The following is a 25,069-nucleotide window of genomic DNA, read 5'->3' on the forward strand; positions in this document are numbered from 1 at the left end:
TGATTAAACCAGAGATAAAAAGTGTTAAGGCAAAACCATACTTTTCATTTCTTTTTTGTCTTTCTCTGAAAGTTTGATATAAGGTGCCAGAGAAAAAACCACTAATTATAAGTAAAACTAACGAGATAAAATCAACCTTGTGCATATATCCTCCTTACAGAATTTGTTTACATAAACTATATCATTTTCGCCCTCCACATTGAACAATTCGTCCTCTATACCTTGTACATGATATGATATATCCTAAATAAACTTAAGAGGCTTGAAAGGAAGGTAGCGGTGAAGTTCATAACAATTGTTGGCTTGGGGTTTGGTAATGAAGACAGTTTGTCCATTGGAGCATGGAAGTTTTTACAGTCTGGTGATCCTGTTTTCTTGCGGACAATCGATCATCCGATTACTCCGTGGATGCAACAACAAGGAATTCCTTTTAAGACTTTCGACCATATTTACGAAAAACACGATCAATTTGCACCAGTGTATCGAGAAATAGTCGATGAGCTTTTCCGATTAGCGGATGAACATGACCATATTATATATGCGGTACCAGGGCATCCGATGGTTGCGGAACGGACTGTACAACTTCTTTTACAAGAAGGGCCAGCCTTTTCTACTGATATTCATGTCCTTGGCGGGGGAAGTTTTCTTGATATTGCATTTGCAAGATTAGAAATTGATCCAGTAGAAGGATTTCAATTGTTAGATGGAACAAATTTGACGGATAGTCATGTATTGAATCCAAGCCAGCACATTTTGATCGGACAAGTCTATAGTTCATTTATAGCCTCTGATGTAAAGTTAACCTTGATGCAGGTATATCCAGATGATTATGAAGTGGTCATTGCGGATGCACTTGGTGTATCAGGGAAAGAGAAAATCTCCAAAGTTCCTTTGTATGAACTAGATCGTCAGAATGGATTCTCTAACTTGACCAGCGTATATGTTCCTCCTGCTAAGGGTGATTCGATTTTCTATAAGCAGTTCTCTTACTTGGTACAAATCATGCAAAAATTGCGTAGTCCTGAAGGTTGTCCTTGGGATCGAGAACAGACCCATGAGTCACTTCGACCTTATTTAATAGAAGAAGCTTATGAATTTATTGATGCGATCAATCAGCAAGATGATCAGGCTATGGTAGAAGAACTGGGAGATGTCTTATTACAAGTGATTTTTCATGCAGTTGTTGCAGAAGAACGCTATGGGTTTAGCCTTAGTGAAGTAATTGAAAATTTGAATGAAAAGTTGATCCGCAGACATCCTCATGTATTCGGGACAGCACATGCTGATACACCAGACAAAGTAATTCAAACTTGGGATGCAGTAAAGAAAACAGAAGGTAAAGGGAAGAAAGACTCCATTTTGGATGATATCCCAAAATCTTTTCCAGCTATTTTAATGGCATTTGAACAACAGAAAAAAGCTGCAAAAGTTGGATTTGATTGGGAAGATGAAACAGGTGTGTTGGATAAGATGAAAGAAGAACTGATGGAGTTAGCAAATGCACAAAATCCGATGGAAAGAGAAAAAGAATTAGGAGATGTGTTGTTCACAGTCATCAACATTGCCCGTTTTTATAAAATTGATCCGGAAGTAGCCTTATTTGAGACTACTCGCAAATTTGACCGGAGGTTCCGTCATGTCGAAATGCGGGCAAAAGAAAACGGTCGGCCGATAGAGGATTATGGCATCGATCAATTAGAAGCTTGGTGGCAGGAAGCAAAGGAAATGGAAAAGGATGAGATAGATGAGATTGGATAAGTTTTTAAAAGTATCACGAATGATTAAACGGCGTACTTTAGCAAAGGAAGTTTGTGATGGAGGCCGGGTTTCCATCAATGAGAAGGTTGCAAAGGCTGGTTCAGAAGTAAAAGCTGGAGATATTTTAACTATTCGCTTTGGTCAAAAATTAGTGACTGCAAAAGTGGAGCGTATTGCGGATAATGTGCCAAAAGATATGGCTGATACACTTTACACCATCGTCAAAGAAGAAGCTGTTAATTAATTCCCGTTCTAATCCTTAGGTTGTCCCCATAAGTTATACCAGAAGATTTTTTGGAAGGGGACATATTGATGGTACAAGATACAAATAACCACCATGAATTAATTTTGACGAATCGCAACGAATTAGAGATTAGCGGTGTAACGGGCATAGAGAGTTTTGATAGTGAAGAGTTTTTGTTATCTACGGAGTATGGGTATGTAGGTATTCGTGGGCAGGAATTGCATTTGAAAAACCTTGATTTGGAACAAGGTATCATTTCTATACGCGGCCAGTTTTTAGATATTAGTTATTTGGATGTAAATCATCCGAGATCAGATAAAACCAAAAGTGTATTAGGACGGTTATTTCGTTGACGTTAGAAACGCAATGGATCACACTGTCGTTGATGTTTGCTTCTGGTGCATTATTAGGTGTCTTTTTAGATGTGTATCGTGTCTTAGCTAGAAGATTTACCCTTCGGGGCTGGCCGATTTCCATGATTGATTTACTCTTCTGGGTATCCTCAGCATGTTTTGTGTTTGGGATACTCCTGTGGAGTAACTGGGGTGAGATGCGGTTTTATATTATGATCGCAATTATAGCTGGAATATTATTTTACCTTCGGCTCTTAACTAATCCGATCACCAGTATATTGACCAAACTGTTACAATTTGTAGAGTGGCTCATTAACAAAGTCATTCGTTTGATTGAGTTTTTCATTTATCGACCTATTGTCTGGCTCACTAGTCTCCTTTGGCGTATCCTCCGAGCGATTCTTCTTTTTATTTGGAAAATAATAACAAAACCGTTATTATGGTTACTAGGTCCTGTGATTCGTTATTGCAGACCATATACCACTAAGCTGAAAACTTGGTGGGCAAGCCGAAAGAAGAATGATGAGCAATAAGTAATTTCAATGAAGTTTGCTTATTTTATTGTTCTTTGCTTAAACCATTCTCCGAGGAGGTGCAGGAATGAATGAACCTAAAAAATAACGTTTTGCGGTTTCGATCACCAGAACCTCAGGTAGAAACTGGAACTGCCTCCAAGCCTTTACCTCCAAAATTACATCCGAAAGTAAAACGTCGTCGTTTGATTTGGCTGGTTTTGATGGTATTGTTTTTTGGATGGTGTATTGTTCAGTTGGTAATGCAAGAGATAAGAATTGCCCACAAAGAGGAAGTTTTACATAATCGCCAACAAGAGTTGGCAACAGTAGAAGCTACGACTGAAAAGTTAACGGAAGATGTAAAACGCTACCAAGACAAAGATTATTTAATGGAACAAGCACATAAGCATGGTTATGGAAAACTTGGCGAAAAAAATGTTCCGATTGAAAATGATTAGGATTAAAGGATGTGTTTTCTAGCACATCCTTTTCCTATGTGTAAATGAGGTCGGCCGGAGGACAAATTTTTTCTTGACTTTTCTTTGCCAAGTATACTACAATAAAGTCTGTTCGCTGATGCCGCGGGGTGGAGCAGCTCGGTAGCTCGTTGGGCTCATAACCCAAAGGTCGCAGGTTCAAATCCTGCCCCCGCAACCATAATTGTCACAGGGTGGAGCAGCCCGGTAGCTCGTTGGGCTCATAACCCAAAGGTCGCAGGTTCAAATCCTGCCCCTGTAACCAATAATATATGTTTGGCGGCGTAGCTCAGCTGGCTAGAGCGTACGGTTCATACCCGTGAGGTCGGGGGTTCGAGCCCCTCCGCCGCTACCAAAAGAAGAGAGGAGAAGGCGGAATCACAACCTTGATCACGGTTGCGTATAACGCCTTCTTTTCTTGTATGGAAGAGTGGGAAATATCTGGTGAATGTGGTAATCAAAAAAGTAAAATTTACTACCATAAATAAAACCTATACCGAAAAAGTTCGTGATTGGCGCGGCCGGTCCTGCTTTTCCACTCAATATGCGAATCCGGATGGCAAACGGATTTTCCACACTTATTATTTTGTGAAAAAGGGTTATACCATCTCGAAGGTCTTTCATAAAAACGGTGAATTTATGTATTACTACTGTGATGTGATGGAAATGAAAGAAGTTGCCCCGATGCGCTATGTGATGGTAGACCTCTTGCTAGACCTGATTGTATATCCGGACGGCCGGTATCATTTGATTGATGTCGATGAATTTGCGGACTCTATTGATAAAGGGCATCTTCGCAAGCGGCAACAAGTACATGCTCTTCGCACACTGGATACCATGTTACAATTACAGACCAAACGCAGATTGATTCCACGATTTGTGCAAGATACAGAAATGATTCCAATTGTTACGAAACCAATTGCCCGAAAGTGAATTTTTCGACACTAAGAAAGTTGTTATTGAGAAGTTTTGTCGGAGCTTGAGTTTATATCTTCCATATCGACACGAAAAGACGAAAAAAGAGACGAAAGTTTTCCATCTTCATGGGGCTTTGTCTCTTTTTTTATTTCTCTTTGGCTTTGTTTATCTAATCTAATTCATTTGTCGGAAACTTTTTTTTGATTTCCAGCCGTTTTGACAAACATTTTTAGAATCGCCACCTATAATGGGGAGCACAAATACGCAAACGGGGGTATATCATGTCATTTATAAAAAATATTATTTATCGTCCGGCTTTATTGGAAAAAGGATGGGTAAAAAGATTATCTCATCGAATCACGAGTATGTGGAATTTTCCTGTGTTGGTTATGGGTTTTTTGTTAGGTCGTGCAACGATATTGGAAGCTCTTTCCCCATTTTCATTAGCGTACCTTGCAGTGCTCTTCCATCTCGGCAGGCGAGAATGGCCATTAGTGATGCTTTCGCTTCTTCTGGGTGCAGCTACATTAGGGCCAATGGCGACGGTGAAGATGACGGGTTTTTTTATGGTATTGTTCATTGTCAACAAGTTGTTCCAATGGTTTGGCCGTGGAAGTCTTTCTTCTACCCCATTTGTTGTTCTCATCAGCAGCACCGTGGGCCACCTGATACAATTTAGTCTGCAATCAAATGCCAATTACTCGTACTTGTTTGCTGCGATTGATATACTGCTTAGTTTTATTCTTACGTTTATCTTTGTACAATCATTACCCTTATTTACTGTTAAAAAAAATCGGTTAGGTTTGAAGCACGAAGAGATGGTTTGTTTGGTTATTTTGATGGGTTCTGTGTTAACTGGAATGCTCGGATGGCATGTTGGTGATATATCTATTGTTCATATTGCCTCTCGCTATATGATTTTGATATTGGCTTTAGTAGGAGGTGGTATGCTCGGTGCTTCGATGGGCGTGGTTACAGGACTTATCTTAAATTTATCTGATACCAAAGCCATTATGGAGATATCTTTACTAGCATTCTCCGGATTATTAGCAGGATTGTTCCAAGAAGGCAGAAGAATTGGAGTAGCTGTTGGGTTTTTACTCGGTTCCACTATTCTATCGTTGTATCAAGTGGATGATGGTAATTTTTGGTTGTCTTTAGAGGAATCGATGATCGCTGTCTTATTCTTTTTCTTGACAAAGGAGTCTGTGTTTTTAAAACTTTCGAGATTAGTGCCAGGAACATTTGAAAATCAAATGGCACATCAAGAATATATCCGTAGGCTTCGAGATGCTACTGCTGGGAAAGTAGAACGTTTTACTGAATTATTTTATGAGTTAGCAGGTAGCTTTCGAGAGGATGTTTCCAAAAAACGGCATGATGATGAAGAACAAGTGAATCAGTTTATTGGCAATATCATGTCAGAAGCTTGCATGGGGTGTCGGAGGTTTACAGATTGTTGGGAGAAAAAAGTGGTAAAAACGTATCAAGGAATGACGAACTTACTAACCCTAGTGGAGGCGAACGGAGAAGGACCTATCCCGGTTCCTCTCTTTTGGGCAGAGCATTGTATTCGCCCGGACAAAGTATTGGAATCATGCCAAGCCCAATATGTTTATCATCATGAACGAATGTATTGGAAAGAAAAAATAGATGAATCTAAAAAGGTTGTATCAGATCAGCTTAGTGGAATGGCAGAAGTAATGGAAAAACTGACACGAGAGATCCGGCATGAGGCGCAAGTGCTGACCGTACAAGAAGATCAAATCCACTCCGCTTTAGAAACGTTAGGAGTTGAAATACAACGAGTTGATGTTTTAAATCTAGCAGAAGGTAAAGTAGAGATAGAAGTGGTTATGCCACATGTAGATGCATTGGATGAGTGTAAAAAGTTAATAGCTCCATTGTTAACAGAAATAATCGGTGAGCCGATCAATGTACACCGCAAGATGGTACAAGATGGTGTATCTGGAGCAATTATCACGCTAGGTTCTGCTCAAAAATTTGAGTTAAAAACTGGTTCAGCAAACGCAGCAAAAGGTGGAGCTGTTGTTTCTGGTGATAGTTTTTGTTCTCTCCACTTAGGAACAGGAAAAGCCGCAATTGCAATAAGTGATGGAATGGGTAACGGACAGCGAGCTCAAGAAGAATCAAGTGCAGCACTAAAACTATTACGTCGGTTGTTACAGGCAGGGATGCATGAAGAACGTGCAGTGGATTCGGTCAATTCAATCTTATCACTTCGAACGATGGATGAGATGTTTGCTACGATCGATTTAGCGTTAGTCGATTTAAACTCTGGGAGAGGAAGATTTATGAAAATTGGTTCTACTCCTGGATTCATCAAACGGGGCAAGAAAATTATCAAGTTAGCTGCTTCAAGCCCTCCGATTGGTATATTAAAAGAAATTGACATCAAACCGATCGAAATGCAGCTAGAACCTGGTGATATTTTGATTATGATGAGTGATGGTGTCTATGATGCTTCAAGACATGCGATGAATAAAGAAGCATTAATGAATCGGATTCTTCATGAAATAGATACCAAAGACCCGCAAGATTTTGCTGACTGCTTGTTAGAAAAGGTGATCCAACATCAAGGGGCTATACATGATGATATGACCGTTGTTGTTTCTAGAGTTGAGCGATATGCTCCTGAATGGTCATCTATTCGTATCCCAGGTCTGAGAAGGGTAGATCGTACAGCAGTTGCCGGCAGTTAAAATACCTCAGTTGGAATCTGCTTGAGAAATTGCTAAAATAAGAGCAACATTTCCTATCCCGGATTATTGCCGGGATTTCTTAATATGAGGTGGGAAGTTGTTTTTAACAAAATTAGATTCCCTTATTCAAACACAAACCTTATTTGACCAAGGTGAAAAACTACTTGTTGGTGTTTCTGGAGGATGTGATTCCATAGCTTTGCTGGAAGCACTTTTCGAGCTCTCCCCAAAATATGGTTGGCGTATTTTTGTCGTTCATGTCAACCATCATCTTCGAGGAGCTGCCAGTGATGGAGATGCTGAATATGTTGCTGAATTTTGCCAGAAGCGTCAGATTTCTTATCAGATCAAAGATGTAGATGTTCGAGCAAAAAAAGAAGCTGCGGGTGGAAATAAACAAGCAATCGCTAGAGAATTGCGCTATCAAGCTTTTCGTGAAGCTTCAGAAGAATGGAATATCAAAAAAATTGTGTTGGCACATCATGCAGATGATCAAGTAGAGACAATTTTGATGCGGATACTTCGAGGGACTGGACCAAGTGGTTTAACAGGAATGCATGCAAAAAGGGAATGGAAAAACTTACAAATCATCCGTCCGTTTCTAGGGATATATCGGAAAGAATTGGAAGATTATTTGAACGGAAAACAAATTGTACCAAGAGAAGATGCCAGTAATCAATCAACAGATTATACAAGGAATCGTTTACGGTTGGAATTAATTCCCGATTTACTTTCGTATAATCCTCAAGCAAAGCACGCAATATTGCAATTGGGTAATCTTATAAAGGAAGAGGAAAAAGTCTGGGAAAATTGGACGATAGAAGGTGTAAATGCTTGCTCACAAAAAATAAATGAGGGAGAGTACCAAATTGATCTTCCTACCTTTCTTTCTTATCCTGTTGCTTTACAAAGAAGGATGGTTAAACTAATATTAAATTGTCTAACTGATGAAAATCTACCTTACCAATCGATTGAACAGGTGTTACAATTAGGGGTACACCAATCTCCTTCGGTATGGATTTTCCTTCCCGGTGGAATAAAAGGAGTAAGATCATATGAAATACTCCGTTTGACCAAAGATTACATAAATCAAGGGGAAGATGAATGGTATTATCCTCTTCCTATCCCTAGCACAACCTATTTACCATATGGTGTGATAGAAATTTCTCTGTCCACCACACCTACACATTTAAATATTCGTGAATCTCATCACAAAGCAGTATTTGATGCTGATGAATTAGAGTTGCAACAGCTAGCTGTTCGCGCTCGACGAGCAGGCGATTATATTCGCCCTTACGGTTTCAAAGGTCGAAAGCGAGTGAAAGCTTTGTTGATGGAACATAAGATTCCTCAAGCACAAAGAGGCAAAGTGCCGATGGTCGTCTCTGATCAGGAAATTATCTGGATTCCTGGCATTCGTCGTTCTTCGTTTGCGCCAGTGACCTCAAAAACTACTCGTTATTTGACTGTGCATTGGATTACGGAACAAAATATTTAGATGGGTAGACGAAGCTATACATATTGGAAACAAGGAACAGTGATAGTCGTTTGGAGGGAAAAGGAAGTTGCATCAAGACGTAAAAGAGATTTTAGTATCAACAGAACAGATCCAAGAAAAAATCAAGGAACTTGGAAAACAAATTACAAATGATTACCAAGAGAAAGACTTACTGTGTGTGTGCATATTAAAAGGAGCAGCGCCATTTATGTCGGATTTGATTCGTGAAATCGATTTGCCAATCGAAATTGATTTTATGGCATGTTCCAGCTATGGTGCATCCACCAAATCATCTGGACAAGTTAGGATTCTGAAGGATTTGGACTCATCTGTACAAAATCGTGATATTCTGCTTGTGGAGGATATCATTGATACAGGACTTACACTGAGTTATTTAGTTGATCTGTTCAAAGGACGGGATGCATGTTCTGTCAAAACAGTTACACTACTTGACAAACCATCCAGACGGCAGGCAAGTTTAGTTCCTGATTATTATGGATTCCAAGTTCCAGATAAGTTTGTTATCGGTTTTGGCCTCGATTACGATGAGAAGTATAGAAATTTGCCTTACATAGGGGTTTTAAAAGAAGAGGTGTACAATACTAAAAACAACTGAATTTGGATGAAATCAGAAAGGGAGTGTAGTCGACCATTTTAACTTGTGCTAGAATGAACAAGTGCTTATTTCGGAAGTACACAATTTTTTTATATAAATGGACTGATAAGGACTGGAGAGGAGGCCAAGGATGAAAAACTACTTCCTCAGAAATGGATTATTGTATGTTACCCTCATCCTTGTAATCGTTGGAGTGTTTAACCTCGTAGCTAATACAAGTTCTGCTACGAAACAGCTAACATACAGTGAATACCATAATCTGTTGACAACAAATCAGATTGATAGCGTTACGATTCAACCCGAAGGTGATACATATCACATTACAGGTAAGTATAAAAACAATAAATCAAAATCCTTTGTAACCCAAGGACCCTTAGGTTATGGATCTACGGTTACTCAAGATTTGCAGAAATACAATGTAAAGTATTCAGTTGAGAAAACCAAAAGTGATTCGATTTGGATTTCGATCTTCACCTCGATTATTCCGATTGTTGGTGTGATTATTTTATTCCTCTTCCTCATGAATCAGGCACAAGGCGGCGGTAGCCGAGTGATGAATTTTGGGAAGAGCAAGGCGAGATTATACAACGAAGAGAAAAAACGAGTTACCTTTAACGATGTTGCAGGTGCAGATGAAGAGAAAACGGAATTGATTGAGATAGTTGATTTTCTAAAAGATAATCGTCGTTTTGTACAAATGGGTGCTCGTATTCCAAAAGGTGTTTTACTCGTAGGGCCTCCTGGTACTGGTAAAACTTTGTTGGCACGTGCTGTAGCTGGTGAAGCAAAGGTACCATTCTTCTCCATCAGTGGTTCTGACTTTGTTGAAATGTTTGTAGGAGTGGGAGCTTCCCGAGTAAGAGATCTGTTTGAGCAAGCAAAGAAAAACGCACCTTGTATTATCTTTATCGATGAGATTGATGCAGTAGGTCGTCAACGTGGAGCTGGTTTAGGTGGAGGCCACGATGAACGTGAACAAACCTTGAACCAACTTCTTGTTGAAATGGATGGATTTGATGCGAATGCTGGTATCATCATCATGGCAGCAACCAACCGGCCTGATATTTTAGACCCTGCCTTGTTACGTCCGGGACGTTTTGATCGTCAAATTTTGGTAAATCGTCCGGACGTTCGTGGAAGAGAAGAAATTTTAAAAGTGCATGCACGCAATAAACCGATAGATGAAAATGTAAAACTGTCCGTTGTTGCACAACGTACTACTGGCTTTTCTGGCGCGGATTTAGAAAACTTGTTAAATGAAGCAGCACTGTTAGCAGCTCGTGAAAACAAGCGTAAAATAACCATGTTAGAAATTGATGAAGCAGTGGATCGTGTCATCGCAGGTCCTCAGAAGAAGAGTAGAGTTGTCAGTGCGAAAGAAAGACGGATTGTTGCTTTTCACGAAGCTGGGCACGTTATTGTGGGATACTATGTGAAAAACGCTGATACCGTTCATAAAGTAACCATCGTCCCACGAGGTCAAGCAGGTGGATATGCGATGATGCTTCCAAAAGAAGACCGTTATATCGCGACTAAAGGAGAACTACTTGATCGGGTTACAGGATTACTAGGTGGACGTGTAGCGGAAGAAGTTGTCTTTGGAGAAGTTAGTACAGGTGCTAGTAATGATTTCGAACGTGCTACAGCTATTGTTCGTTCCATGATCACCGAGTATGGAATGAGTGAAAAGTTTGCTACTATGCAGTTCGGTAAAACCCAAGGGCAAGTATTCCTTGGAAGGGATTTAGGTCATGAACAAAACTATTCTGATCAAATCGCTTATGAAATTGACACCGAAATGCAAGAGTTAATTCGCAGCTGTTACGATCAAGCTAAACAAATGCTGACAGAACGACGAGATCAACTTAATTTGCTAGCTGAAACCCTTCTAACTCGAGAAACCTTAGATGAAGAACAAATTAGACAGCTTTTAGAATCTGGGAAAATCGATGATTCTGTTGTTGTAACGATCCAAGGAAAAGACAATGAATCGATAAAAGAAGAGCCGAAGATTGAAGAAATAAAACCTTCGACTACCGATTTGGAAGAATCAAAAGCAGAAGAAATAAACGAGGAAGAACCACCTAAAAAAGATCTTTAATGAAAAACCTAGTACTCAAACTGGATGGGAGAAAGGATTACAAAAGCTAGAGATGATAACTTTCTCTGCTTTGTTCCTTTCTTCCTGATTGAGTATAGGTTTTTTTCTTGGTTATGGAAGGAGTATAGATATGTTACTTGTGATGGATGTTGGAAATACCAATATTGTTTTTGGGATTTATGAACAAGAGCAATTATTACATCATTGGAGAATGCAAACAGACCGAAATGCAACAGAAGATGAATATGCCATGACATTTAAACAATTGCTTTCTCATGCGGGATTGCAGTTGTCCCAAATCGATGGAGCTGTAATTTCCTCTGTTGTCCCCCCCATCACTTATGTCTTGCGCAAGCTGAGTGAGAAATACTTGATGATCGAGCCGCTCATTTTAGGGCCAGGGGTTAAAACAGGTCTGCATATCCAAACGGATGATCCAAGAGAAGTAGGTGCTGATCGCATTGCAAATGCAGTGGCAGCTGTAGAATTGTACGGTGCTCCAGCGATCATTGTCGATTTTGGTACAGCTACTACTTTCTGTTACGTGGATGAGCATGCCAGGTACTTTGGAGGTGCAATAGCTCCTGGTGTTCAAATATCTGCTGAGGCCTTGTATCAGCGAGCCGCAAAACTAACACGAGTAGAAATTGTTCAGCCTACAGAAGTTATTGGGCGTAACACCGTTCATGCTGTTCAGTCCGGGATTTACTATGGATATGTTGGTTTAGTGGATGGCATCGTAAATCGTATGAAAAGACTCAGTCCTGTAAAACCTACCGTTATCGCTACAGGAGGTTTGGCAAGCCTAATCTGTCACAGTACAGATACGATTGATAAAATAGACCCTCTCCTTACTCTGGAAGGATTGAAAATAATTTATAAAAGAAATCAATAATTGGAGGTTGTGCGATGGATTATACAATTCGGGCCATATCGGCTGATGGACATGTTAGAGGTTTTGCAGCATTAACGACAGATCTTGTACAAGAATTACAACAAAGACACTTTACTTTTCCAGTTGCAAGTGCAGCTTTGGGGAGAACTGCGACAATGGCATCTCTCTTAAGCTTAACCATCAAAGGAAAAAAAGAACGTATTACCTTGCAGGTAGATGGAGATGGCCCAGTAGGCCGGATTGTAGCGGAAACAGATGGTGAAAGTAAGATACGTGGATATGTCGATCATCCAGATGTTCTACTTCCATTGAACGATAAAGGAAAATTAGACGTCGCAAGGGCAGTTGGGAAAGGTTCACTGTATGTAACTCGTGACCTAGGTCTTGGAAACCCATATCAAGGAGCATCACCTATTGTATCTGGGGAATTAGCAGACGATTTTACTTATTATTTTACTTCTTCTGAGCAAACTCCTAGTTCTGTAGGTCTTGGAGTTTTGGTGAATCGTGACAAAATTTTAGTCGCTGGAGGTTACATGATACAATTATTACCCAATGCTCCAGAAGAGATTATTGATCAGTTAGAAGAAAGAATAGGAAAAATAACTTCGATCACCGATTTATTAGCCAAAGGTATATCCCCTGAGCAGCTGTTGCAAAAAATAATGGGTGACGATACACGTTTCTTAGATAAAAAAGAAACAAAATTTGGATGTACCTGTTCACGTGATAAAGTAAAAGATATGCTGATCAGTCTTGGAGTAGAAGAATTAAAATCTATTGTAGAAGAAGTTGGGGAAGCAGAAGTTGTTTGTCATTTTTGTAATGAGAAATACCAATTTGATAAAAAAGAACTATTGGAAATCATAGGCTCACTAGATTGACAAATTATTCATATAGTTGATAAGATAAAATCGTATATTCCTGCTTTATCACTCGGAATTAGGGGGATTAATATGCGAGTTGCGAATAACATACTTGAATTGATAGGACAGACACCTTTAGTGAAGTTGAATCACATTGTTGGTAAGGCAGATGCAGATGTTTATCTTAAATTGGAGTTTTTTAACCCTGGAGGAAGTGTAAAGGACCGCATTGGACTCAGTATGATCGAGGGTGCAGAAGAGCGAGGTGAATTAAAACCAGGAGACACCATCATAGAGCCAACAAGTGGTAATACAGGCATTGGTTTAGCGATGGTAGCAGCAGCAAAAGGCTATCATGCTATCCTAGTTATGCCTGATACGATGAGTGTGGAGCGTCGCAACTTGCTGCGGGCATATGGTGCAGAACTCATTTTAACACCTGGAGCAGAAGGCATGAAAGGTGCAATTGCCAAAGCAGAAGAGTTAAAAGAAGCACATCCAGAGTATTTTATGCCACAGCAATTTAATAATGAGGATAATGTAAAAATCCATCGTGAAACAACGGCAAAAGAACTTATCAGTCAAGTGGATGGTCAGATTGATGCATTTGTTGCAGGGATTGGTACAGGAGGCACGATTACTGGTGCAGGTGAAGTCTTAAAAGAGACCTTCCCAAATCTTCATGTAGTAGCAGTAGAACCACAAGACTCGCCTGTATTATCTGGCGGAAAGCCAGGTCCACATAAAATACAAGGAATTGGTGCAGGATTTGTACCATCTATTCTAAATACAGAAATTTATGATGAAATCATCAAAGTGGAAAATGAAGAAGCATTCAAATGGGCACGTAAATTAGCTCGTGAAGAAGGTATACTTGTTGGGATTTCTTCAGGAGCAGCAGTTTCTGCTGCATTAAAGGTTGCTCGGCGCTTAGGGTCTGGAAAAAAAGTAATCGCTGTAATTCCAAGTAATGGAGAACGTTATCTCACAACACCTTTATATCAGTTTGAAGAAAAATAAAATTAGAAATTAAGAGGACAGACGTGTTAAGCTACACGTAATGTCCTTTTTTTATACGTAGTTTTTCCAATGGTAAAAGATGATTTTCTTTTGGATTTACCTCCATTTGTGTTAAAATGAAGCATTATTGAGTATAGCGGAGAAAGCATAGAGGAGTGGAGTAGAGATGATAGTAATGATTGATAACTATGATTCATTTACGTACAATTTGGTGCAGTATTTTGGTGAACTTGGGGAAGAGTTAAAAGTAGTCCGCAATGATGAAAAAACGGTAGCTGAAATTCAGGCCCTTTCCCCAAACATGATCGTTATTTCCCCTGGTCCCGGTACACCAAATGACGCTGGAATTACCCTTGATCTAATTGACCAGCTTGCAGATGCTATTCCTATCTTTGGAGTTTGCTTAGGCCATCAATCCATTGGGCAGGCGTTTGGAGGAAAGGTTATACGTGCAACAGAGTTAATGCATGGGAAAACTTCTGAAATCTATCATGATGGCAAAGGGATATTTGTCGATCTCCCATCTCCATTCACTGCTACCAGGTACCATTCATTAATCATAGATCCTGCATCTTTACCCGACTCACTTGAGATAAGTGCCCAAACGGTAAATGGTGAGATAATGGCTGTTCGCCATCGAACACTGCCGATTGAAGGAGTTCAATTTCATCCTGAGTCTCTCTTGAGTCAATATGGTAAACAGCTTTTGACCAACTTCATTCGTACTTATGCATCTTAGGAGGTAATTCGTTGCTAGTAGCTGGTTCGCACATCCTCCCTGTGGGAAAACGTACCCTTGTCATGGGGATATTAAATATAACACCAGATTCTTTTTCGGATGGTGGTATGTTTGATTCCCTAGACCGGGCATTGAAGCATGCCGAAAAATTGAAGAGAGATGGCGCTGATATTTTGGACATCGGTGGTGAATCTACCAGACCAGGTTTCCGAGCTGTTTCTGTAGATGAAGAGCTAGAACGAGTGATTCCAATCATTGAAAAAGTGTCCACTCGAATTGATCTTCCTATATCCATCGATACTTATAAGGCTCAGGTCGCAAAAGAGGCCATCCAAGCTGGAGCACACATTATTAATGACGTTTGGGGAGCCAAAAAAGATGCAGATATGCCCCGAGTGATGGGGGAGTTACAAGTTCCAGTCATCTTGATGCATAATCGTGTTAATGCTGTTTACCAAAAACTTATAAATGAGGTAATAGAGGATATTGGAGCCTCTGTTGCTCTAGTGAAAGATGCTGGTGTATCCAGGGAAAATATCATTCTTGACCCTGGTATTGGATTTGCCAAAACGATGGAAGAAAATATTCGAGTGATGCAGCATTTAGATGAATTGGTCGCGCTTGGCTACCCAGTTCTTCTAGGTACTTCACGAAAATCTTTTATTGGATATACGCTCCAATTGGATGTAGACCAGAGATTAGAAGGAACCCTAGCAACAGTAGGTTGGGGTATAACTAAAGGATGTCATATCATACGTGTTCATGATGTACAGCAAACGGTTCGATTTTGTCAGATGATGGATGTGTTAAAAGGAGCCGTAGAAAATGGATAAAATCATTCTCAAGCAGATGAGCTTCTATGCCTATCATGGTGCTTTTCCTGAGGAGAATAAACTTGGACAGCGTTTTATGGTTGACTTAGAGTTACGATTGAACTTACAACCTGCCGGCCAGACAGATCAACTGAAATATTCCATTGATTATGGACAAGTTTTTCAAGCTGTTCAAAAAATAGTGGAAGAAAAACAGTTTCGCTTAATTGAAGCGTTAGCAGAAAGCATAGCAGATGAACTACTTACCAAGTTTCCAGTGCCAGAAATATTGGTAAGAGTAACTAAACCTGATCCCCCAATTCCTGGTCATTATGAATCAGTTGGGGTAGAAGTAGTTCGAGCAAGATGAGTAAGCGGGTTATGGCATACTTAGGTCTCGGTGCTAATTTAGGTGATCCAGTTAACCAGTTACAACAGGCATTGGCACTTTTACATCATTCAGGAGGTGTCTCGGTAAGAAGAATATCGTCCTTGTATGAGACCTCACCTGTCGGTTATTTGGATCAACCTAACTTTTTTAATCTAGTCGCAGAGATCGATACGGTATTGCCGCCAACGGAGCTTTTGCAAGCTACACAGAAAGTAGAGCAGTGTTTGCATCGGGTGCGTCTTGAGCGATTTGGTCCTAGGACTATGGATGTAGATATTTTGTTATATGACCATCGAACCATAAATACTGGGGAATTGACGATTCCTCATCCTAGGCTGTTAGAACGAGCATTTGCTTTAATTCCACTCCACGAGTTAACAGGAGAGTTAATTCTTCCAACTGGTCAAAGCTTGGATGAAGCTATGAGAGCACTGCCAAAAGATCAATGGATAAAAAAACGAGATTTTTCGTGGCAAAACTTAATTTAAACATACTCGTAATTCCTTTTCGAAAGGAGGAAAAATGTTGTTAAAAATTGGATCGATAACGATGAAGAATCGAGTAGTATTGGCTCCAATGGCTGGTGTATGTAATCCAGCATTCCGTTTGATCGCGAAAGAATTTGGTACAGGTCTTGTTTGTGCTGAAATGGTAAGTGACAAGGCTATTTTGCATGGGAATAAACGAACACGAGAAATGTTATTTGTGGATGAGCGGGAAAAGCCGCTTAGTTTACAAATTGTTGGTGGAGACCGCCATACACTCGTGGAAGCTGCAAAAGTAGTAGACCAAGAAACCAATGCAGATATTATTGATATTAATATGGGTTGCCCTGTTCCTAAAGTAGTCAAGTGTGACGCAGGTGCTCGCTGGCTGCTAGATCCGGATAAAATATATGAAATGGTTTCTGCTGTTGTGGATGCAGTGAGCAAACCAGTTACCGTAAAAATGCGGATTGGGTGGGATGATGAACATATTTTTGCAATTGAAAATGCACAAGCAGTAGAACGTGCAGGTGGTTCCGCGGTTTCTGTGCATGGTCGTACAAGGGTTCAGATGTACAAAGGAAAAGCAAACTGGGATATCATCCGTCAAGTTAAGGAGTCTGTAGATATTCCTGTGATTGGAAATGGGGATGTCTTTACTCCTGAGGATGCAAGTGACATGCTCGAAAAAACAGGTTGCGATGGTGTCATGATTGGCCGGGCTGCTCTGGGGAACCCATGGATGCTATACCGTACCATTAATTACTTAGAAGATGGAGTTTTAACCCCAGAACCAGATGCCAAAGAAAAGATGGAAATTGCTATTCTCCATATGGATCGACTGATTGCTCTTCGAGGAGAAGAGGTTGCTGTAAGAGAAATGAGAAAACATGCCGCTTGGTATTTAAAAGGACTGCGTGATAGTGCAAAGTTGAAAGATTTAGTTAACCGTGCCACTACACGTGATGAAATGGCTGGTTTCTTGTTGGCTTTTGCACAAGAATTAGAAGAGACCGTGGTGGCGTAAGTCCCAGAATAGAGGAGTTGGAAAGAAAATGATCGATCAAGCTGAACAAAGTGAACAAATGCAGGTGAGAAGAGAAAAAGTAGATGCGATGAGGAACCGCGGTGTTGATCCTTTTGGTAAAAAATTTGTCCGCACCCATGTCGCAAAAGATTTGGAAGCTTTGTATGATGGACTGACGAAAGAGGAACTTGCAGAGAAAGAGGTTTCGATTTCTATTGCGGGGCGATTGATGACGAAACGGGTACAAGGTAAAGCATCTTTTGCTCATATTCAAGATATGAGTGGTCGAATTCAGATATATGTACGTTTGGACCAAGTCGGAGAAGAACAATATGAAGTGTTCTCCCAAAGTGACATGGGGGATTATTTGGGTATAACCGGAACTGTCTTTAAGACAAATCGGGGTGAGTTAAGCGTCCGCGCAAAAGAGCTATCTTTTCTTTCCAAAGCACTTCGCCCGCTTCCAGAGAAGTACCATGGCCTAAAAGACGTAGAACAACGCTATCGCAAGCGATATTTGGATTTGATCATGAATCCAGAAGTGAAACAAACTTTTATAACAAGAAGTCAAATTCTTACAGCAATGCGTCGTCATTTAACGGATTTAGGATATCTGGAGGTTGAGACTCCTACTCTACATGTACTTGCAGGTGGAGCTTCTGCTCGTCCTTTTGTGACACACCATAATGCATTAGACATGCCTCTTTATATGCGAGTTGCTCTAGAACTTCACTTAAAACGATTGATGATTGGCGGAGTAGAGAAAGTATTTGAGATTGGTAGATGTTATCGGAATGAAGGAATTTCCACTCGCCATAACCCGGAATTTACAATGATGGAACTTTATGAGGCTTATGCTGATTTTGAGGATATTATGGATTTGCTGGAAAATATGATTGCTTCGATTACGAAGCAGGTTCGCGGTACATCTCTCATCACATACCAAGGTCAAGAGATCGACCTTTCTCCAGGTTGGGCTCGCCGTTCGATGACGGATCTTATTAAAGAACATGTAGGAATTGATTTTACCGAGCATATGTCTGATGAAAAAGCACACCAATTAGCTAAGGAACACGGGGTAGAAGTGACACCTAACATGACATTTGGACATATCGTGAATGAATTTTTTGAGCAAAAAATTGAGCACTTGCTCATTCAACCAACTTTCGTATATGGACATCCTGTGGCAATCTCTCCACTGGCTAAACAAAATGCCGATGACGATCGTTTTACAGATCGATTTGAACTATTTATTTATGGCAGAGAGCATGCAAATGCCTTTACAGAATTAAACGATCCAATTGAGCAGCGCAAACGTTTTGAAGCGCAGATGGCCGAAAAAGCAGCTGGAAATGATGAAGCACAACCACTCGACGAAGATTTTTTGGAAGCAATGGAGCATGGCATGCCTCCTGCTGGTGGTCTTGGTGTCGGAATTGACAGACTCGTCATGTTGCTTACAGACAGCCCTTCTATTCGTGATGTCCTGCTATTTCCGCATATGCGTGAACAACAATAGGAAAGATAGCTTCTATCTTGACAAGGTAGGGGCTATTTTCCTATATTGTCTTTAAAACTAATCTGATTTTTTGTATACTTATTTAGGGTACAAATCAAAGTGCGATTAAGGAGGTTTATACTTGCATATTGCTCTCTAAGGGAGACCTATGAAGTAACCCTTAGAAACACAGTGCATAAGATATCGTTTTTTACTGTAGTCATGTAGAGCATAAAAGGGTATTCATTCTGTTAGAGCATGTTTCTCTTTGAGCGGACTTGTAGGGGAAACAATAATAGGATCGAAAATCTCGAAAATGGTATCACTTCAAATCCGAAGTGATAGTAGATGAAAACAATAAACTCAAAAACAACTGGATCATATACAAATATTGCCAGTAGAATAACTGAGTAGTGCTAGTATTGAAAGTAGCTGTTATAATAAAAAATAGTCAATAGATAAGAGTTCTACCTTGCTTGTCTAAACATTATAAAGATACTATAATTGCCCTGTATCCTAGAACCGGATAATAAAAGATATTGGGTTATTAGAAAAAGTTAGGAAACTCTATCTAAATTCTATCTTGCTAACTTTTATGCTAGTTTTACAGATTAGTAAATATCGCCTAATCTATTATCATGTTATTCTAATAGGACTTGTATTAACCTCATATGTCGATCCTCTCCGGGAACTACATTGGTACAGGTCTTGTGACACTAATTGACTACTATCTGGTAATTACATGGGAATAGGTCAATTAGCGGAGGCGATATAAAAAATACTTTCTAAGTTAAAAATTTCTCTAAAATTCCTGCCAATCAATATACTATCCTTGTCACAAAATCTATCTGCAAGTTTTTTCTATTGAAATGGAAGGTATTTCATAGTAAAAAAGTGAATTAAGATACTACCTTACCTTTTGCTCCTTTCATCTTGTTGGGACTGATCGTGACCAAAATTGCGGTTTTAATAGGGCTAGTATCATCACAAATGTAAACTCATGAATAGGGAGGAACATCTATGGGTCCCAAAAAAGAGAGCCAGAGATTTTTCGGTAAAGCTCCGCAGCTTCCGCAAAAAAGTCAGCAAGCGTCTCGGATGAGCTTTCTATCCAGAGATCGTGCTGCAACTTCAAAGGAAGTGAAGGAGGTAAAATCACCCGATCGCCAACAGCAACAGGTACTCTCTTTTTTGTCTGGTCTACAATCTAATTTCACATCACTTGTTAGATTAGTTGAGAAACGGTTGAGCTATGACAAAACCAAAGAAGTAGCTTTTGAACGCTTGTATCAAGAAATGGATGATCTGAAACAAGATCAAGAACTTGCACACTTGCGTCCACTATATATTGATTTGATTTTATTTCATGATCGTATGGAGAGTATCTATAAAGATGCAATTGATTCTGGGGTATTGTCCCCTGAATTAGCAGATTTACTGAAGTCTCTAAATGGTGAGCTGATGGAAATCCTGTACCGTCGTGGAGTAGAACCAATAATCCTCACATCTTATACCTTCGATCCAAAGTATCAAGAAGTAGTGAAGATAGAACCTACATTTCATCCAAGTGAAGATAATCAAATCGTTGACATCGTTCGTAATGGTTTCAAATACAAAGATGTTATTTTAAGACCAACCAAAGTAGTTATAAAGAAATATCAACCAAAATAAGGCCGTTGCTCTCTATCGTTTATGGAGAATAAGAGGGAAGAGGAATAAGTATTGTTGGGGATATTTATATTTGTGGCGAGAAAACATGTGATAATCGCCAAAGATTTCTTCTCCTAACAAACAGACATCTTACGAAATTCATAGGCTTTTATGCTATAGGCGGAGTGGATACGCCTGTACGAATGAGGAAACCAGCCTAGCTATCAACCTTCGTAGATAAGTCTCGTGACTTTAAGTCATGAGAGATTCACATGGTATGGACATACAACCTGTCTATAAATGAAGAAACCCTCTAACCTCTTTGTTTTTTCTCCCAATAGATGGGCAACCATCTTTTCATTTTCTTCTGAAAAAACTAGCGAGCTTGGCGTTCATCTGACATTATGCGGTAAGAAGGAGTGAAAAAAGATGGCGCGAGTAGTAGGAATCGATTTAGGTACAACATACTCTGCGATCTCAATCGTTAACCAATATGGAAAACCTGAAGTATTGACAAACCGTGAAGGAGAGAGAATTACCCCTTCCGTTGTTTTGTTTGATGGAGATGATCCGATTGTAGGAAGCATCGCAAAGCGATCTGCGGTGGCCAATCCTTTTAATGTTATTCAGTTTGTAAAAAGACAAATCGGTGATAAAGGCTGGAAATTTCGCACAGAAAATTCCGAAGTATATACCCCAGAAGAAATCTCTGCTATGATTCTTCGTCGCTTGAAAGAAGATGCAGAGACATTATTAGGGGAAAAAATTGAAGATGCTGTTGTTACTGTGCCGGCTTATTTTGATGACGCACAGCGTAAGGCCACACAAGATGCTGGACGAATCGCAGGAATCAATGTTTTACGTATTATCAATGAGCCAACTGCAGCTGCACTTGCATATGGATTAAACAAAATGGACGAAACCCAGACCATTCTTGTTTACGATCTTGGTGGAGGTACCTTTGACGTTACCATCATGCACTTGAGCCCAGAAGGCCTAAAAGTATTGGCTACTGGTGGAGCGAAGAGTTTAGGTGGTTTTGATTGGGACAATGCAGTTATGGAGTATCTCAATGATCAATTTATCAAAGCTGGCGGAGTAGATTTATTAGAAGATCCAATGCTAGAACAAGATCTTCGAGATAAAGCAGAAATTGCCAAGAAAACGCTATCTTCCAGAGAACGCACGAATGTATTCCTATCTGCTAACGGTGTGAACGTGACAATTCCACTCACCCGCCAAAATTTTGAAGAAGTAACCCACCATCTCCTAAAACAAACTCAGAAAATAATGGAATTTGTATTAGAAGATGCTGATTTGGGTTGGAATGATATCAATCGTGTTCTTCTAGTTGGTGGATCAACTCGAATGCGTGCTGTTCCTGAATTGATTGAACGAGTTACTGGATTGAAGCCTTCACTTGATGTCAATCCTGATGAAGTTGTTGCACAAGGTGCCGCCATTCAGGGAATGATCTTGATGTTGAAGGAAGGACGTCATGATTTTGTTGACAACCATGCTTTCCCAATGGTGGAAGTTCAAGATGTTAACTCTCACAGCATGGGTGTTGTCGCATTAGATGAAAGTGGCAATGAAGTAAACTCTATTGTATTGAAGAAGGATACTGCAATACCTACCCGAGTAAGCAATCATTATACCACTACAGTGGATCAACAAACCCAATTACATATTCAAGTGACAGAAGGTGAAGATGTAGACCTCGATTATGTGAAAATAGTTGGGGAAGGTATGATTGATCTTCCTGAATACCCAAAGGGTGCTCCAATCGAAGTTATTTTTGAATATGATAGTGATGGGATTATTCATATTTCTGTCATTGATTCCACTGCAGGTACATTACTTGGCGAGTTAGATATTGAACGTACTTCCAACTTGACAGAAGACGAAGTACTAGAGAAACAAAAACGTGTTGCCAAATTGGCAATAAGCTAACTGCCTAAAAAGGATATTTTCAACATGGAGAACTACTATCGTTTTTTAGAGCTCTCCGCAGATGCATCTTCGGAGGAGATTCAAAAACTCATCCATCATCAAGTCAGATTGTGGAGTGCTCGTACAAATGCTTCTCATATCAATCGTCGACAAGAAGCAGAACAGATGTTAAGCAAATTAGAGATGATTGAAGCCATTCTACTTGATAAAGAAAAAAGAGAAATATATGATAGACAGCTTCGAGATCATCCTATTGGCTGGCCCGAAAAAAAAATAAGCGAAGCACTTGAAGAAGGGTTTCGGTTATTGAAAGCAAATCAACCGGAAGATGCGCTGTTTATTGCTATTAAAATGACAGAGCATATACAAGACAGGGCAGAAGCTTGGATACTACTTGGACAAGCTAGATTTGCTGTAGGTGAGAAACAGGAAGCTATAACAAACTTGATTCAGGCATGCGAATTAGCACCAAATAATGCGGAATACTCTTTTTTGTTGGGGCAAATGTATCAATCTTGCAACCGATTATCACGAGCAGAAGAAGCATTTGAACATGCTATCTCATTAAAACCTACTGAAATGAAGTATCAATACCAATTGGGGTCTCTCTATATACAACATGGTAACTTCAAAAGTGGTCTACAATTGCTTGAGAAAAGTGTGGAGCGAGAGCCTAAAAATAATACATACAAAAAGGAATTAGTACGCGCATATTTAGACATTGCTTTTAGCACTTGGAAAGAAGTAGGGGAAGGTCATGATCAGTTAGATCCTGGTTACTACCCAACCTCTCAAGCAGATGTAACGATGGCTTATATTTATGTGAAGCGTGCTTCAGCATTAAGTGTCAAAGACAAAGATTTGATTGCCCAAATCAAAGAATCTCGATCATTGATACGAAAGCGCGAAGGGAGACAATTCACGGGAAGTTGGTTGTTTGCGCTTGTTAGTGCTGCTGAATTAGTTCTCATTCAACAATACAATCCTAGTATGATAAACGTTTCATTGATCGGTCTCCTACCGCTCTTATACATTTTTGCTACTTTTACACCACGCTATCGAATTTATCAATGGGCAGTTATGGGTAAGAGCACACGAACAGATTTTGGTTATTTGCTAGAGGTTGTTCGCTTAAAATTAAAAGGGTTTGGAATTATTATTATTCTACCATTTGCCATCCTGCCTTTTATATATATGGTCAATCCTGTCTACTTTGTTATAGATCATCCATTTTTCAGGAATATAAACTTTTATTTCTATCTTGTAAATTATGTATTATCGATTGTATTGATCATTAACTTATATCGTAACTATGTTCGAAAGCCTACATGAGCTAGAGGGAAACCTCTAGTTTTTTGTTTGAAATTTGAAACGGCTGAGGGAATTTCTGTTCTAGTTTTAACTCATTTTGGGAAATTGGAACTAGGCTTTTTCCGTACAGAAGTAAAAAATGAAAAGTGATATTTGCGACATAAAAATTGGGTTCAAGAAGGTGAGTGTGTTATTCTTATTGATGTGGAAGCTGAGTGGCTTAAAACTGCTTACGGTCATGTCAGCCAAAAAAATGATATCTGGTAATTTTCGCAATCCTACTTTCATAAACATTATTGCAAAATTAGTGCCAGAAATTTAGGGAGTTATACGCATGAACCAAGCTCGTATTTTGCAAGCAGTAGGAATAACATTTGTCAGTTTGTTACTGGGAAGTGTGGTAGTAGGTTCGATTATGTCCTATAAAGGAGTATCACCGTTACATCTTACAAATGAACAAATCATCGCATATTTTTTGCCGATTCAAGTGTTCGGTCAATTTGTGATGGGGTTTTGGTTAGGGCGAAAGGTAGGGGGACGTGCAAGCCATCTGTTCTCTCATGTTTATTTAGCAAATATCGTATTGTTTATGTTCCTTGTACTGTTCGGTTTCATAGTTGGTCAAAATGCGTTTTGGTTTACTGCCTTTGCGCCTCTAGTAGCCTTGATTCTCTGTATTCCATCATTTCCTTTGGCGCTTTTGGTGCGCCGTAAATAAAGGATTTTTTATACGGTAAAAAAAGGAGGTGCGACCATTAATTATGGTAATGCTTCCTTTTTTCTTAAGGTGTATAGATATCTTATTTATTTAAATGCTTTTTTATACTGAGAGGGGAGCATCATTTTTATAACTTTTTAAATGGAGGAGAGGCAGTGAAATTAAATCGGTTGCGCATTTTGCAAGCTGGTGGTTTAGGAATGATCATTATGTTTCCATTGGAGTATCTAGCTGGACTTTTCTATTCTGTTTTTGATTTACAGCTTGATCCTTATATTGTTGACCTTACCAGTACTTATTATCGGTCAAGTTGCCGTTGGATTTTGGATTGGAAAATATGTGGATACACAGTTGTTTTTTCATGTTTTCCTCGCAAATATACTGATTGTCGTTCTGAATTTGATAATTAACTATGTCGCCTATGGTGTTCTTCATAATAATCCAAGTGCTGCTCTAGTTGTTTCTGTTCTTTTGGTTTGGCCCACAGCGATAGTGGTAAGGA

Annotated in this window: 24 protein-coding genes and 3 tRNA genes; all 27 read left to right on the plus strand. The window is 39.6% G+C overall.

Annotated elements, in window-relative coordinates:
• The first annotated feature begins 279 nt into the window (after window positions 1-279).
• The 27 genes from yabN (at window position 280) to AC5WOF_RS17190 (ending at window position 24,977) form a co-directional block, all read left to right on the plus strand.
• Window positions 280-1,758 carry a bifunctional methyltransferase/pyrophosphohydrolase YabN gene (gene yabN / locus AC5WOF_RS17060; protein WP_496051160.1) on the plus strand — a complete coding sequence of 493 codons (1,479 nt, stop codon included), beginning with the start codon at window positions 280-282 and terminating at the stop codon, window positions 1,756-1,758.
• Window positions 1,745-2,002 carry an RNA-binding S4 domain-containing protein gene (locus AC5WOF_RS17065; protein WP_496051161.1) on the plus strand — a complete coding sequence of 86 codons (258 nt, stop codon included), beginning with the start codon at window positions 1,745-1,747 and terminating at the stop codon, window positions 2,000-2,002. The genes yabN and AC5WOF_RS17065 overlap by 14 nt, the downstream gene beginning before the upstream one ends.
• Window positions 2,003-2,067: 65 nt before the next feature.
• Complete coding sequence (gene yabP, locus AC5WOF_RS17070) at window positions 2,068-2,355, plus strand: sporulation protein YabP (RefSeq protein ID WP_420833079.1); 288 nt, start codon at window positions 2,068-2,070, stop codon at window positions 2,353-2,355.
• Window positions 2,352-2,888 carry a spore cortex biosynthesis protein YabQ gene (gene yabQ / locus AC5WOF_RS17075; protein WP_496051162.1) on the plus strand — a complete coding sequence of 179 codons (537 nt, stop codon included), beginning with the start codon at window positions 2,352-2,354 and terminating at the stop codon, window positions 2,886-2,888. The genes yabP and yabQ overlap by 4 nt, the downstream gene beginning before the upstream one ends.
• A gap of 71 nt (window positions 2,889-2,959) precedes the next feature.
• Entirely contained in the window at window positions 2,960-3,328 is a 369-nt protein-coding gene (locus AC5WOF_RS17080; RefSeq protein WP_496051163.1) for a septum formation initiator family protein, read from the plus strand.
• 122 nt (window positions 3,329-3,450) lie between these two features.
• Window positions 3,451-3,527 (plus strand) — tRNA-Met (locus tag AC5WOF_RS17085).
• Between the two features lie 7 nt (window positions 3,528-3,534).
• Window positions 3,535-3,611 (plus strand) — tRNA-Met (locus AC5WOF_RS17090).
• Between the two features lie 13 nt (window positions 3,612-3,624).
• Window positions 3,625-3,701 (plus strand) — tRNA-Met (locus AC5WOF_RS17095).
• An 89-nt stretch (window positions 3,702-3,790) separates the two neighbouring features.
• Window positions 3,791-4,279 carry a ribonuclease FAU-1 family protein gene (locus tag AC5WOF_RS17100; RefSeq protein WP_240876351.1) on the plus strand — a complete coding sequence of 163 codons (489 nt, stop codon included), beginning with the start codon at window positions 3,791-3,793 and terminating at the stop codon, window positions 4,277-4,279.
• Between the two features lie 266 nt (window positions 4,280-4,545).
• A complete protein-coding gene (spoIIE, locus tag AC5WOF_RS17105; protein ID WP_496051164.1) occupies window positions 4,546-6,987 on the plus strand; it encodes a stage II sporulation protein E in 2,442 nt (813 codons plus the stop codon).
• A 97-nt stretch (window positions 6,988-7,084) separates the two neighbouring features.
• Window positions 7,085-8,485, plus strand: coding sequence for a tRNA lysidine(34) synthetase TilS (gene tilS, locus AC5WOF_RS17110; RefSeq protein ID WP_496051165.1), 1,401 nt, complete (start codon window positions 7,085-7,087; stop codon window positions 8,483-8,485).
• A gap of 67 nt (window positions 8,486-8,552) precedes the next feature.
• Window positions 8,553-9,101, plus strand: a complete 549-nt coding sequence (gene hpt / locus AC5WOF_RS17115) for a hypoxanthine phosphoribosyltransferase (protein WP_496051166.1) — start codon at window positions 8,553-8,555, stop codon at window positions 9,099-9,101.
• A gap of 130 nt (window positions 9,102-9,231) precedes the next feature.
• Complete coding sequence (gene ftsH / locus AC5WOF_RS17120) at window positions 9,232-11,202, plus strand: ATP-dependent zinc metalloprotease FtsH (protein WP_496051167.1); 1,971 nt, start codon at window positions 9,232-9,234, stop codon at window positions 11,200-11,202.
• Window positions 11,203-11,332: 130 nt separating this feature from the next.
• Window positions 11,333-12,097: a type III pantothenate kinase gene (locus AC5WOF_RS17125; protein ID WP_496051168.1), complete on the plus strand. Its 765-nt coding sequence runs from the start codon at window positions 11,333-11,335 to the stop codon at window positions 12,095-12,097.
• Window positions 12,098-12,111: 14 nt separating this feature from the next.
• A complete protein-coding gene (hslO, locus tag AC5WOF_RS17130; protein WP_496051169.1) occupies window positions 12,112-12,981 on the plus strand; it encodes an Hsp33 family molecular chaperone HslO in 870 nt (289 codons plus the stop codon).
• 72 nt (window positions 12,982-13,053) lie between these two features.
• A complete protein-coding gene (gene cysK / locus AC5WOF_RS17135) occupies window positions 13,054-13,983 on the plus strand; it encodes a cysteine synthase A (RefSeq protein ID WP_496051170.1) in 930 nt (309 codons plus the stop codon).
• Between the two features lie 166 nt (window positions 13,984-14,149).
• Window positions 14,150-14,722, plus strand: coding sequence for an anthranilate synthase component II (locus tag AC5WOF_RS17140; RefSeq protein ID WP_496051171.1), 573 nt, complete (start codon window positions 14,150-14,152; stop codon window positions 14,720-14,722).
• Between the two features lie 62 nt (window positions 14,723-14,784).
• Complete coding sequence (gene folP, locus AC5WOF_RS17145) at window positions 14,785-15,555, plus strand: dihydropteroate synthase (protein ID WP_496051275.1); 771 nt, start codon at window positions 14,785-14,787, stop codon at window positions 15,553-15,555.
• Window positions 15,548-15,904 carry a dihydroneopterin aldolase gene (gene folB / locus AC5WOF_RS17150; RefSeq protein ID WP_496051172.1) on the plus strand — a complete coding sequence of 119 codons (357 nt, stop codon included), beginning with the start codon at window positions 15,548-15,550 and terminating at the stop codon, window positions 15,902-15,904. The genes folP and folB overlap by 8 nt, the downstream gene beginning before the upstream one ends.
• Window positions 15,901-16,413 carry a 2-amino-4-hydroxy-6-hydroxymethyldihydropteridine diphosphokinase gene (gene folK, locus AC5WOF_RS17155; protein ID WP_496051173.1) on the plus strand — a complete coding sequence of 171 codons (513 nt, stop codon included), beginning with the start codon at window positions 15,901-15,903 and terminating at the stop codon, window positions 16,411-16,413. Before folB ends, folK begins: the two co-directional genes overlap by 4 nt.
• Before the next feature lie 37 nt (window positions 16,414-16,450).
• Window positions 16,451-17,437 carry a tRNA dihydrouridine synthase DusB gene (gene dusB, locus AC5WOF_RS17160; RefSeq protein ID WP_496051276.1) on the plus strand — a complete coding sequence of 329 codons (987 nt, stop codon included), beginning with the start codon at window positions 16,451-16,453 and terminating at the stop codon, window positions 17,435-17,437.
• 31 nt (window positions 17,438-17,468) lie between these two features.
• Window positions 17,469-18,956 (plus strand): lysine--tRNA ligase, encoded by a 1,488-nt coding sequence (gene lysS, locus AC5WOF_RS17165; protein ID WP_496051277.1) that lies wholly within the window; start codon window positions 17,469-17,471, stop codon window positions 18,954-18,956.
• A gap of 999 nt (window positions 18,957-19,955) precedes the next feature.
• The gene (locus AC5WOF_RS17170; RefSeq protein ID WP_240876363.1) at window positions 19,956-20,606 is read left to right on the plus strand and encodes a nucleotide exchange factor GrpE; all 651 of its coding nucleotides are present in this window, start codon (window positions 19,956-19,958) and stop codon (window positions 20,604-20,606) included.
• 408 nt (window positions 20,607-21,014) lie between these two features.
• Window positions 21,015-22,538: an Hsp70 family protein gene (locus AC5WOF_RS17175; protein ID WP_496051174.1), complete on the plus strand. Its 1,524-nt coding sequence runs from the start codon at window positions 21,015-21,017 to the stop codon at window positions 22,536-22,538.
• A gap of 24 nt (window positions 22,539-22,562) precedes the next feature.
• Window positions 22,563-23,870 (plus strand): tetratricopeptide repeat protein, encoded by a 1,308-nt coding sequence (locus AC5WOF_RS17180; protein WP_496051175.1) that lies wholly within the window; start codon window positions 22,563-22,565, stop codon window positions 23,868-23,870.
• A gap of 313 nt (window positions 23,871-24,183) precedes the next feature.
• Window positions 24,184-24,567, plus strand: a complete 384-nt coding sequence (locus AC5WOF_RS17185) for a hypothetical protein (RefSeq protein WP_496051176.1) — start codon at window positions 24,184-24,186, stop codon at window positions 24,565-24,567.
• A 155-nt stretch (window positions 24,568-24,722) separates the two neighbouring features.
• A complete protein-coding gene (locus AC5WOF_RS17190) occupies window positions 24,723-24,977 on the plus strand; it encodes a hypothetical protein (protein ID WP_496051177.1) in 255 nt (84 codons plus the stop codon).
• The last annotated feature ends 92 nt before the right edge of the window (window positions 24,978-25,069 follow it).

The organism is Shimazuella sp. NTD250 (assembly GCF_059510375.1).